The 13,393-nt window shown below is 40.1% G+C and carries 6 protein-coding genes; 2 read left to right on the top strand and 4 right to left on the bottom strand.

Annotated features, from left to right (window positions below; genetic code table 11):
- Positions 1–617 precede the first annotated feature (617 nt).
- The 3 genes from ESZ39_RS09295 to plsB form a co-directional block, all read right to left on the bottom strand.
- Positions 618–2,105 (bottom strand): glutamate synthase subunit beta, encoded by a 1,488-nt coding sequence (locus tag ESZ39_RS09295; protein ID WP_146879642.1) that lies wholly within the window; start codon positions 2,103–2,105, stop codon positions 618–620.
- A gap of 20 nt (positions 2,106–2,125) precedes the next feature.
- Positions 2,126–6,733, bottom strand: coding sequence for a glutamate synthase large subunit (gltB, locus tag ESZ39_RS09300; protein WP_146879643.1), 4,608 nt, complete (start codon positions 6,731–6,733; stop codon positions 2,126–2,128).
- Between the two features lie 1,149 nt (positions 6,734–7,882).
- Positions 7,883–10,324, bottom strand: coding sequence for a glycerol-3-phosphate 1-O-acyltransferase PlsB (gene plsB / locus ESZ39_RS09305; protein ID WP_146879644.1), 2,442 nt, complete (start codon positions 10,322–10,324; stop codon positions 7,883–7,885).
- A gap of 211 nt (positions 10,325–10,535) precedes the next feature.
- On the opposite strand from plsB, the gene ESZ39_RS09310 reads away from it, so the two are divergent.
- A complete protein-coding gene (locus tag ESZ39_RS09310; protein ID WP_146879645.1) occupies positions 10,536–11,027 on the top strand; it encodes an NYN domain-containing protein in 492 nt (163 codons plus the stop codon).
- A gap of 175 nt (positions 11,028–11,202) precedes the next feature.
- Positions 11,203–12,147 carry a response regulator gene (locus ESZ39_RS09315; protein WP_146879646.1) on the top strand — a complete coding sequence of 315 codons (945 nt, stop codon included), beginning with the start codon at positions 11,203–11,205 and terminating at the stop codon, positions 12,145–12,147.
- A gap of 497 nt (positions 12,148–12,644) precedes the next feature.
- On the opposite strand, the gene ESZ39_RS09320 is transcribed toward ESZ39_RS09315, so the two are convergent.
- Positions 12,645–13,253 carry an SLATT domain-containing protein gene (locus ESZ39_RS09320; protein WP_146879647.1) on the bottom strand — a complete coding sequence of 203 codons (609 nt, stop codon included), beginning with the start codon at positions 13,251–13,253 and terminating at the stop codon, positions 12,645–12,647.
- Positions 13,254–13,393 lie beyond the last annotated feature (140 nt).

Raw genomic sequence — 13,393 nt, forward strand, 5'->3', positions numbered from 1 at the left:
TAGTTAAAATAGCTCAAGGCTGTGTTGCTCTCAATCCCAATAGCCAGCTATTGCTCAATCGAGCGCCTTACCTTGAGTTATTTTTCCTGCGCACAACAAGATCACAAACTTAATGGAACTGGTATTAGATCTTTAGAGCCTAATGTCTTTTTTTTGGCAAAGTTAGCGTTTTGAGATCGACTCCCACTGGCTATATTGAGCTTGAAGCAGTCATAGGAATTATTCTCGTTCTATAACTGTATTTGATTTTTTGATCATGATATTAGTCTCAAAATAAATTTTTGGAACAGCTGCTATGCCAATGATTATCAGGTTAACTTTTGATCTGCTTGAGTCAACTAACGGATGTACAGTCGTTAGTTGACCTATACTGAAAATTTCAGACTAATTGTGGGTGGCTTTTGTAAATCCTCCTAAAACACTTACTACCAAATTTTTTCTATCTTTATTCACGAAAGCCCATTTTTCTCAACGGCATGAATAGGCTTGCATAGAATTTTGTTTCGATCTTTATTTAGCTTCTACACCTGTACATAAAAAAGTCCTACCGTCATTAAAACGGTAGGACTTTTTTATGCCTTGGTATGTTTACGTTAAAAGCCGTTGTCACTACTACCTTAAGGTAAGTAACTACTGCCCATTAAGTAAGTGTCTACTTCACGAGCGCAACGACGACCTTCGTCAATAGCCCAAACAATTAAACTTTGACCACGACGACCATCACCAGCAGCAAACACGCCTGGCTTGCTAGTAGCAAACTTATCGTATGCTGCTGCTATGTTAGAGCGATTGTCTTGCTCAAGGCCGAACTGCTCAACCAAGCCACCTTCAGGGCCCATAAAGCCCATGGCGATGAGTACGATATCAGCAGGAATAACTTTTTCGCTGCCTACCACTTCTTGTGGGAACATTTGTCCCTTGTCATTGCGCTGCCAAGTAATATCAACAGTATGAACCGCTTTAACGTTACCTTGCTCGTCACTTTCAATTTTTTTAGTCATCACTAAATATTGACGAGGGTCTTGACCTTGAATAGCAATCGCTTCTTTTTGACCATAATCAACCAACAAACGTTTTGGCCATTCTGGCCAAGGATTGTCTGCACTACGTTGTCCTGGAGCGCATGGCATAATTTCTAGTTGAATGGCATTTTTGCATTGATGACGTAATGAGGTGCCAATACAGTCAGTGCCGGTGTCGCCACCACCAATAACCACTACATTTTTGCCCTGAGCATTAATGTACTGACCATCTTTATGTTCGCTGTCGAGTAAACTTTTAGTATTGGCTTTCAAAAAGTCCATGGCGAAATGAACACCGTTAAGTTCACGACCTTCAACCGGTAAATCTCGAGCTACTGTTGCGCCAATACATAGCACGACAGAGTCAAAATCGCTTTCAAGTTGTTCTGCACTAATATCTTTACCCACTTCGGTATCAGTGACAAACACAATGCCTTCTTCAGCTAAAATATCAACGCGACGTTGCACTAATTCTTTTTGCAACTTCATATTGGGAATACCATACACTAACAAGCCACCAATGCGATCGGCGCGCTCATAGACAGTCACCATATGACCCGCTTTATTAAGCTGCGCCGCAGCAGCAAGGCCAGCAGGGCCAGAGCCAATAACAGCCACGCTTTTACCTGTGCGTGCTGATGGTGGCTGAGCAACGACCCAACCTTCTTTAAAAGCATGATCAATAATTTCTTTTTCATGCAGCTTAATCGCTACCGGGTCAGCATTAATACCCAGTACACAAGCACCTTCACAAGGCGCTGGACATACTCGGCCAGTAAACTCAGGGAAATTATTGGTTTTATGCAATAATTCAATGGCGTCTTTCCAACGTCCTCGGTAAATTAAGTCATTCCACTCAGGAATAATATTGTTAACCGGACAACCGGCCACCACGGGAGCAAACTCTGATTTCGCTGACTGACAAAATGGCACACCACAGTCCATACAACGAGAAGCTTGCTGCTCTACGTCTGCTAATGGTATTTCTTCATATACTTCAAGCCAATCAATTAAGCGCTCACTTGGGTGGCGTTCAGCTGGCAAGGCACGACCTACGTTGATAAATCCTGTTGGATTTCCCATAATATATTCTCCTTCGCAGCTTAAGCTTTTGCGCTAGCTATGTTGTTTAAATGGATATCGAATGCTTGAACGGCTACGTCATATTCTGACTCGAACTTACCACTTTCGCGGACGTCATTCATGTAACCTTGCATACGCTTGTAATCAACTGGCATGACTTTCACGAAACGCTTAACGCTGTTGTTCCAATCGCTCAATAATTCACTGGCAACATCTGAAGCCGTAGCGTCAAAATGTTCAGTAATTAAGGCTTTTAGTTCAAGACTTTCAACCTCGGTGTCAACAGTTTCTAATGCCACCATTTCCATGTTGCATTTAGCAGCAAAGTCATTGTTATTATCAAGTACATAAGCGACACCACCTGACATACCCGCGGCAAAGTTACGACCCGTCGTGCCTAAGATAACGGCTTTACCACCAGTCATGTATTCACAGCCGTGATCACCAACACCTTCAACAACCGCGGTCGCACCTGAGTTACGCACACAAAAACGCTCGCCAGCAATACCGCGTATAAAGGCACTACCTGAGGTTGCACCAAAGAAGGCAACGTTACCAATGAGAATATTTTCACTGGCTGAGAACTTAGCTTGCTTACTTGGGTATACCACCAAGTTTGCACCAGAAAGCCCTTTACCAAAGTAATCATTGGCATCGCCTTCTAATTCAAAATACAAGCCTTTGGCTGAAAAACAACCAAAACTTTGACCCGCTGAACCATTAAACTTAACCTTAATAGTGTTTTCTGGTAAGCCTTCGGCATGATATTTTTTAGAAATTTCATTAGAAATCATCGCGCCAACGGTTCTATCAGTATTGATCACGTCATATTCAAGTGAAACACTTTGCTGAGCATCAAGTGCTGCTTGAGCATCTTTTATCATCTTACGATCGATAATGTCGTCAATCAGATGTTTCTGGTCAATTGATTTATACAGGGTTTCATTTTCACCACAGGCTTCTTTGTGCAATAGCGGTGTTAAATCAACACCTTTGTACTTCCAATGATCTACGTTTTCAAGTTGCTTAAGACATTGGGTCTGACCAACCATTTGCTCAATACTACGAAAGCCTAGCTCCGCCATGATTTCGCGTAAACCTTCCGCCATCATGGTAAAGAAATTCACTAAAATATCAGCACGACCGGTAAAGCGCTCACGCAGGCCTGGATCTTGTGTTGCTACGCCAACGGGGCAAGTATTTAAATGACACTTACGCATCATAATACAACCCTCAACCACTAGTGCTGCCGTTGCCATGCCGTACTCTTCTGCACCCAGCAGTGTCGCAATCGCTAAATCGCGTGGTGTTTTAAGTTGGCCATCTGTTTGTACGGTAATACGGCTACGCAGTTTATTACGTACCAAGGTTTGATGGGTTTCAGCCAAACCAAGTTCCCACGGCAAGCCGGTATGCTTAATCGAGCTAAGTGGTGAAGCACCTGTGCCGCCATCGTGGCCGGCAATCAATACCACATCAGCATAGGCTTTAGCCACACCTGATGCGACCGTACCCACACCGGCTTCAGAGACTAATTTAACGTTAACACGGGCATCGCGGTTAGCATTTTTCAAATCGAATATCAGCTGCGATAAATCTTCAATCGAATAAATATCATGATGTGGCGGCGGCGAAATCAAGCCAACGCCTGGTGTTGAGCCACGTGTTTTACCAATCCAGGCATCAACTTTATCACCCGGTAACTGACCACCCTCACCCGGTTTTGCGCCCTGTGCCATCTTAATTTGTAACTCGTCAGCATTCGCCAAGTAATGACTAGTAACACCAAAACGACCTGATGCAACTTGCTTAATGCGCGAATTCATTGAATCGCCATTCTCCAACGGCGTAAAACGAATCGGGTCTTCACCGCCTTCACCGCTGTTGCTCTTACCGCCAATGCGATTCATGGCAATCGCTAATGTGGTGTGTGCTTCCCACGAGATTGAACCAAATGACATCGCACCTGAAGCAAAACGTTTGAAAATATTTTCAATCGGCTCAACTTCACTCAATGGAATTGCAGGACGATCGCTACTTAGTTCCAGTAAGCCACGTAAGGTAAAGGCTTCTTTACTTTGGTCATCAACTGTTTTTGCGTACTGCTTAAATTGATTAGTATCATTACTCGCGGTTGAATGCTGCAACAAACGAATAACCGTTGGGCTAAATAGATGACGTTCACCATCATGTCGCCATGAGTACTCACCACCGGTGGGCAATAAGTTTTCAATAGCAATACGGCTCGCTTCAGGAAAACCTTCACGGTGGCGTAATAGCGCCTCTTGAGCGATTTGATCTAGGCTTAAACCTTCGATTCGACTCACGGTACCCGTAAAGTACTTATCGACAACTTCAGCGTTAATACCTAAGGCTTCAAAAACTTGCGCACCTAAATAAGACTGTAGCGTTGAAATACCCATTTTAGAGAAGGTTTTCAATAAACCACTGCCTACTGCTGCCGTATATTTTTTAGTGATTTGCTCGTTTGATAATTGACTATCAAGTACGCCTTCATCACGTAAACCATACATGCTTTCTAGTGCTAGGTAAGGGTTTACCGCGGCTGCACCGTAACCAATAACGGTGGCAAAATGGTGCGTCTCACGAATATCAGCAGATTCAAGAATAAGGTCAACGTAAGAACGTAAATCTTGACGAATTAAATAATGATGCACCGCGGCTGTAGCTAATACCGATGGAATAGCGACATGGTCGCTGTCAACTTCACGATCACTTAATATTAAGATGGCATAACCATCTTCAACGGCATTTTTTGCATATAAACAAACCCGATCAAGTGCCTTTTTAAGCGCGCCAGCTTTACCACTCGCTTTAAAGGTAATACTAATCGTTTTTGATTGCAGGTGATCATTATCAATATGTTGTAATTTACGTAATTGCTCGTTGGTTAGTACCGGTTGCTCAATTTCAACTTTATGACAATGTGCTGCGGTTTCTTCTAGTAAGTTAAGTGACTTACCGATATAACCACGCAATGACATTACCAACTCTTCACGAATCGGATCTATGGGTGGATTAGTCACCTGAGCAAACAACTGCTTAAAGTAATGTGATAATTGCTGTGGACGATGTGACAATACCGCTAATGGCGTATCGGTACCCATCGCGCCTAATGGTTCTTTAGACGTGCCCACCATGCCAGCAAGCACTAAATTAAGGTCTTCACTGGTGTAGCCAAAAGCTTTTTGTATTTTACGCAGTTCTGCTAAGGGTGGCTGTGCAATAGAAGCCGTTGATACGGGTAACTGATCTAACTCAATTTTGTTTTCTGCTATCCACTGACCATAAGGCTGTGCCGAGCTGACTTGCTGCTTTACTTCGTCATCACTGATAATGCGACCTTGCTTTAAATCAGCAATAAATATTTTACCCGGTTGCAAACGACCTTTTTCAACAACGGTGGACTGATCAACACACAAGGTGCCGGTTTCAGACCCCATTATTAAGGTACCATCGTCAGTTAACAAGTAACGCGAAGGACGTAAACCGTTACGGTCAAGGGTTGCGCCGATAACATTACCATCGGTAAACGATAACGAGGCGGGACCATCCCACGGCTCCATAATACACGCATAATATTCGTAAAATGAACGCTTGGTCGCATCCATATCTGTTTGAGTTTGCCATGCTTCTGGCACCATCATCATCATTACTTGCGCTAGCGAACGTCCACTGAGCACTAATAACTCAATCGCCATATCAAGGTTGGCAGAATCGGAGTTATCGTTATTACAAATCGGCGTTAACATTCTCAATTCAGCAGCGCTAAAATTAACTGAACTAAACAATGCTTCACGGGCATTCATCCAGTTAATGTTGCCGCGTACGGTGTTAATTTCACCATTATGGGCAATATAACGGAACGGTTGCGCACGACGCCAAGCAGGAAAAGTGTTAGTTGAGAAACGCGAGTGAAACATCGCCATACCAGAAATAGTTCGCTCGTCTTGCAGATCAAGATAATATTGGCGAACTTGCTGCGTAGTAAACTGCCCTTTATAAACAATTTTAGTTGACGACATTGAAGTAACATAAAATTCGTCACGTTCTTCGGCAATAGTGGCATTAATTTTATGCGAAGTGTATTTGCGCAGAACAAACAACTTACGTTCGAACGCTTGTGCCGTTAATGCTGCTGGTTTGGCAATAAACACTTGTTCAATGTTTGGCTCGCTGTCAAATGAAGCAGCACCTAACATTGAGTTGTCACCTGGGACATCACGATAACCTATCAAGGTTAAGCCCAGATCAGTAATATTTTGGTTCAATATGCTTTTGCACGCATCACCTTGCGCTTTTGAGCGTGGAAAGAAGATCATGCCGACGCCGTAATCTCCAGCATCGGGTAAAGTAAAACCTAAGCTTGCAACTTCTGCGCTTAAAAAATCATGGGGGATTTGAATAAGAATACCGGCACCGTCACCACTTTTCACATCGAAACCCGTACCACCACGATGTTCCATGCAACTCAACATGGTGAGTGCATTTTCAATAATATCGTGAGATTTTTTACCCTTTAGGTTGGCAACAAAGCCAATGCCACAACTGTCATGTTCAAACTCGGCGCGGTAAAGGCCTTGGGGTTTTTTACTCATATTATTCATTGCTCATTCCTATTTCATCAAGCGATTGCTATTAGCTAAATTGTCTTTGCTAATTAAGTCATCTATTGTTAATGCTCAAAGTGTGCGCTACTGATCCTTCAGAATATTACTTTGAATTTCTTGAACATCTATCGCAAAACTTCTACTGAGTCTTTATGAGACGATATGCCATTAATGAAAATCATTATTTAAAGCGGCCGGGAAAATTATCTGTAAAATGGCTCTGAGTCAACTCTAATGTGAATTTATATTCTAATTATTTGCATATAAATAGTAATAAATTGATATTAAAGACTATTTATATTTACCCTAAAAGTCTCTATATTGGATTTTATCACGGCATACTCGCTACTTGAGTATTTTCATAACGTATTCTTTCTACTGCATATGTAGTTAAACTTAAACTTCACGGCAAAGGAAGTTGCTCTATTTTTACCCTGATTTCTTTCATTGTCAATCATCTCACTTTAAGGCATTACCTACTCATACAATTGGAGGGGGCGATATAAATAATGCTCAACCAGCTAAATTTATTTTGACTACATTCGCACCTATATACCCGCTCCACTTCAAGGTGCAGGTATATAAACTGGTTCGTGCTCAATGTGGCAGTGAAAAAACTAAAAAATGATTGCGCGTAAGCAAGTATGCATAATGCTAGAACCACTTTATATCAGGTAATAACCGCTAACTGCAGATGGCTGCCTTTCGTGATTAGCATAAAATATTATGATGAAGGGGTATTTTTAGGTGAGATTAAAGCAGGATAGTAATTAATGCTAAGGTGAAATAGTCACCTTAGGTTATTATATTGAGGCCATAGTAAATGCACAGCCAAAAAAGCAAACATAAGATGATTTTTATTGTCTCTTCAAGGCTGTTAAAGCGATTATAAGCACCAACACACAGCCTCGGTGTGATATGACCTTAAGTATGGCATTGATTGCACTTGTGCCTTTAGCTGTGAGCCTACAACAGCAATAGCAGCGTTACTTCCACCTTCTACGATTAATTACACCTATGCGCTTGCCACTTTGCCACACTATGAGGCAGACATTTAAGGTTTTTTCAAACATTATCCGCCCGCATTATCCGCCCGCATTATCCGCCCGCATTATGGGCTACTGCTTTTGGCACTAACGAATAGTACTAGCGGACAATACTTTGTAAAACCTCGATATCAACCAAATTGCTGACTGAACTTTTCAATAAGCCTAGCGTGCTGCTATCAACTAGTTTATCGTCGTCATCTAACACGATATAGCCTTGATTTTTCATCGCAGTAATTAATGTCGCTTGCGCTTTTTTATCAATAAATTCAGGAGCATTGATATTGTTTAATACTGATAAACGTTGAGCAATAGCCACCACTTTTTCAGTTAACTCTAGCTTTTTAATCGGTGCTAACTGACTAAGTAGTGAGGTAATAATAGCAACACGTTGCATCGTTTCATTAACACATTCTGCTATTAAGCGTATTTTCGCCCGATTTTCATCACCACTGCTTAATGACCAAACACCAGCTTTGCTTTGTTTTGCAATACCCTCTTCAGCCAAAAACTGACAAACAGCTTGTACTTGTTGCGCAACGTCATCGGTTGATTGCCATAAAAATAAATCTGTTTTTAGTAATTCTATTAAGCGCTGAACTTGAGCAAGTAAGCTGTCATGACTAATTTTTGCATTGCGCTCTAATAAACGACAAACCAATGACGGCAATATAAAGGTATGCAAAATATTATTGCGATAATAACGCAGCTCTAAGATTGCACTGTCGGTCAAAGAAATAATGTCACCAAAACTGTCTTGGTTTACTGTCACTTTATTAAGCAAAATTACGTGCTCTAACAGTGCTGCGCCGCTGTCATCTGGTATAGTTAATTCCACATGGTATGGCGCAAAATCTTGCATGGCGATAAAAAAATCAAGTTGGCTAATTAACTCAGCTTTAGATAACGCTTTATTTTCTGTCGCATGTAAAATCAGTGACACCAAAGCAACGCCATTTAATGCCGCGCATTGGTTGATTGAGGTCATGACTTGCTGTGCTAACAAGTTAACGCTGGGGTTTAACCATTTAGGTTTTTGTGGATCAATAGGATCTATTGCTTGTTTCCAGTCAGGTACCTGATTATTTAGAAACTGATTAACATTAATTGGCTCGCCAAAATTAACGTAGCCTCTACCATAATTGCGCAAATTTCGTATCGCTTTAATCACGCCAAATATCGACTCCCCTTTCTTTTGGCTGCCACTCAATTCTTTATGATAAGTACCCACTTCCATGACGTGTTCATAACCAAGATAAACCGGTACTAAGGTTAACGGCCGGTCGATACCGCGCAGCATGCTTTGAATGGTCATCGCGAGCATGCCAGTTTTGGGTGACAGTAGTCGACCTGTTCGGCTACGTCCACCTTCAGAATAATATTTAACGGGGTAACCACGTTCAAAAAGTAAACCTAAATATTCACGAAAAATAGTGGAATAAAGCCGATTACCCTTAAAGCTACGGCGAATAAAAAAGGCGCCAGCTTTTCTAAAAATAGGTCCCGCTGGCCAAAAATTTAGATTAATGCCCGCGGCAATGCGTGGCGTCACTAAGCCTTGTTGAAAAATCACGTAAGTGAGTAGCAAATAATCCATATGACTACGATGACAAGGCACATAGATAATTTCATGCCCCTCTTGCGCTAAGTTACGTAATCGCTCAGCTTTATTGACTTCAATACCGCTATACAGGCGATTCCATAGCCAACCGAGAATGCGTTCACCAAAGCGTACAGTAACATCACGATAATCACCGGCGATTTCGTCCATTATCGCTAATGCCTGCTTTTTTGCTTCTGCTTCAGTGATATTTTTATTTTTTGCTTCTTCACTAATCACGCGTTTTATCGCGGGGTTGACCATTAAGTTGGCAAACATTTGTTGACGATGCATTAGCCTTGGCCCTGTGGCCGCAATAATTTGTCGATGAAAGTGAAAACGCGCAATACGCATTAATTTTCGTGCGCTGGCTTCGTTACTACCGTGCTTATCTGCCATATGGCGAAATGAAATCGCTTCACTAAAACGCACCAAGGTATGGCGACCTAAAAATAAAACAATAAAAAATTTACGTAACCAGTTGGGAGATTCTTGATCGGCTAAGAGTGTACCAACATTAGTATTGTTTTTTTCTTTTGTCGGAGTACGGCCCCAAATTACATTGGCGGGAATAAGTTGAGCATCTAATTTTTCGTTATCAGCATGCAGGTTAAGTAATTCAAACCCTTGCGCTATTGCCGTAGTTTTTGTTGATTTACGCCAATGAAATAATGTGGTGGGTTTTTCCAAAAACAGCAACCGTGACAAAATTTGGCCATCAACATTCACTGGGTCTAATGGATCAGGTAGATTGGCTTTTTTACAAGCGGTGCGTAACGATAAAACATCACTGGCCGATTGATGGCGTAAGACATAAAATACCGGTTGCTCAGTGGTTAATTGACCTGAATTAATTATTTCATCAGCAACCACTTTGCAATGCACGAATAACTTTATGGGTAAACGTAGTAATAAATAAAATAATTTACGAATGGCTAACATCTTGTTTTACTCAGCTTTATTTGACCATTTATTGTAACACTTAGCTTAAAACTTGTCTCTTAACTAAGACTAATTTTTTGTTTTCAATGGTAGTTCTTGCCTGCTAATAATTAACTACTAATAATACTCAAACCAAGTACCATAATGAAATATAACGAATTTATTGAAATAAAGTCAAAATATAGCTTTATTTAGCAAAGAGGACTTTTTTATGAAAAATAGCACTAAATCACCAAAAATTGCCATATTTGTTGATGTACAAAATATTTATTACACCACGCGAGATACGTTTCAACAGCAATTTAATTATCGAGCATTTTGGCAGGAAATCAGTCAACAAGGTGATATTGTTTTGGCAAATGCTTATGCCATACAACGCAGTGACGACCAACAGCATAAGTTTCAAAAAGCGCTAAAACATATCGGCTTTGAGGTAAAACTAAAACCTTTTATTCAACGTCGCGACGGCTCTGCAAAAGGTGATTGGGATGTCGGTATAGCCATTGATGTCATGGAGGTGGCGTCCGAAGTTGATGTCGTTATTTTACTTTCTGGCGATGGTGATTTTGATTTATTGCTGAAAAAGGTCATGTTACGCGACGGCGTAAAAACTCGGGTTTATGGCGTTATGGCTCTAACCGCACAGTCATTAATTAATGCGGCAAGTGAATTTTGCCCCATTGATCGCAAGCTATTGTTGTAGTTAATATTGTGGGTAGCCAACTTGGCAATATTAAGTGTATGCTATTACTTCAACTGCCTCGAGTGCAAGCAAATGTTTTTCAATACCCCGTGAGTTGAATTACAGCTTTGAGTTACATATTGCATTTGCAGGTCGATTTAAAAATAATAAAAATAATAATACACAAGGAAAAAGTATGTCAGTAGAAGCATTATATAAAGTGATTCTATACCCGTTTATTAACGAGTCACTTGCCAGTTTAAAAGCGATGACCAACCTTGTTGGCGAAGCTGGTGAGGCTTTTGTAGACAATGTTGATGATTTTCGCTTTAAAGGATATGCGGTATGCTCTGAAGTTACCGGTGGTTTAGATGGGGTTATAATGATGCACCATTATCCAGAAACCGCTATCGCAGTCGGCAACTCTGTTTGTCAGCATATGTTTAAAGAAAAATATCAATATACTGAAATTAATGAAGAGTTAAGTCATGCCTTAGCTGAATGGGCCAATACTATTGTCGGTCGTTCAACCGATTTACATGGCCGTTATAGCTTAGATTATAAATTCTCTAGTCCGTACTTTGTTCACAATGTAAATGACATGGACAAATACTTAACAGGTGTAACCGAGGTTATAACCGTGCCGATCACTATCGAAGGTGTTGGTCGTTATTATTTTAACCTCTTGATCCGCAATGTTGAATATCAATCAATAGGCGTTAAACGAGCAGCTAGCACCGGTATTAGTAATCCTCATAGCCAAACATTACCGCTAGACAGCAAAATACTTTTAGTTGATGACAGTGGCATGATCCGTAAAGCGTTAAGGCGTTATTTATCACAGCTTGGTTATAATAACATTCTTGAAGCTGAAGATGGTCTGGTTGCCGTTACTATGGTGCAAGATCACAAACCTGACTTTTTGTTTATGGATGTTGTTATGGGCCAAATGGATGGGGACCTAGCATTAGCAAAAATTCGAGCTGATGGCAGTAATGTTCCTATCGTCATGCTATCTTCAGTAACAGATCAAGTGTTAATTAAGCGTTGTGAAAGCCAAGGTATTTCTGGCTTTATTTTTAAACCAATTAACGCGGATACCGGTGCACAAGTCATTGAACAATATTTGAAAATAGCTTAAATAACGCCAAGTTGATGATAATTCGACCGGTACATCAACAACGTTTTGAACGTCCTATTTTACAAAGCACAGAACAGATGCACCGTTATTCTTTTGATTGTGAGCTCATGCTGTTGATAGAAAGAAAACGCTGCTCTGGTGTTATAGTTTCTTTTTCTAGCATCATGTCGATAATGCGATTTTGCCTTGCGGATAATATAATCATATTTATAAGAGCAACATAAGAAGGATAAATTTTTTAGCCCAATTTATCCTTTAATTTTGTAATTTTTAAAATCAGCATACACAAACAAAAAAACCTCGAAAACGAGGTCTTAAAAATAGATTTTACATCATTAAAGGTTAATAACTATTCTATATTCGCGATCTGCTTATAGATTTATATTGGTTAATTATTGATATTGCTATGTAATTATCAAAATAAACAGCCTTTGATTGTTTTTGCCCACCATTTAGCCCACCATTGTTTTTACTTAATGGACATTAACGTAAGTTAATTAACCCCAAATGATTTTAATAGTTAGCAAAAGAGGAAGTACTGCAAACAGCGCAGCTTTTACTTTATCGTAATGTGAATAAAAGAAGTTAACTTTAAGTACGTTAAAAAAACCGCTTGAGTGCATATTTGGAAAGTCACTTGGGTACTGTAATTGGAAAAATTCATCATCGACTGTGTCATGATTAAGTAAGTACTTTTCAGTTACATCATTATAATCTTCAGTTAGTTTAATGAGCTCACTAGTATCACCTTCAGTAATATGTTGTAATTTTGAATAGCACCTATCAAGCTCAATCCCACATAAATGATGCCTCTCTGATTTCAAACCGTGTTCTTTTCCTCCCTCAAAAAGACTATAAGCTAAAATAATTATAGAAATAGTAATTGAAATAAAGTTAAGTAACTTAGATTGATCATCAGATAAAGTTACAAGATTACTTAGTTGAAGAATTGCGATTGCTAACAGGTGTATTGATGAGAAAGCTGTGATAAATGTTAAAGCCGAATTCTTCTTTTCTAGTCTTCTATAGGCATTAAACCTCGCCCCTTTAGTACGCCATATTCGATTATTTAAACTTGTTTTATTGCTTGCAGCATTTATAGTCATATATTTCTCTTAAAGGAGTACCCTCCTAGTGATTCAGATTATTAATTCTCTAACAACAGTAAAGTTTATTAGAAACTAGAAACAGCCTAAGCCGATTTTATTACCTCAGCCCATTATCTTAAGATAGGGACTTGTACTAA

This window comes from Colwellia sp. C1TZA3, assembly GCF_007954265.1.
Taxonomy (GTDB): Bacteria; Pseudomonadota; Gammaproteobacteria; order Enterobacterales; family Alteromonadaceae; genus Cognaticolwellia.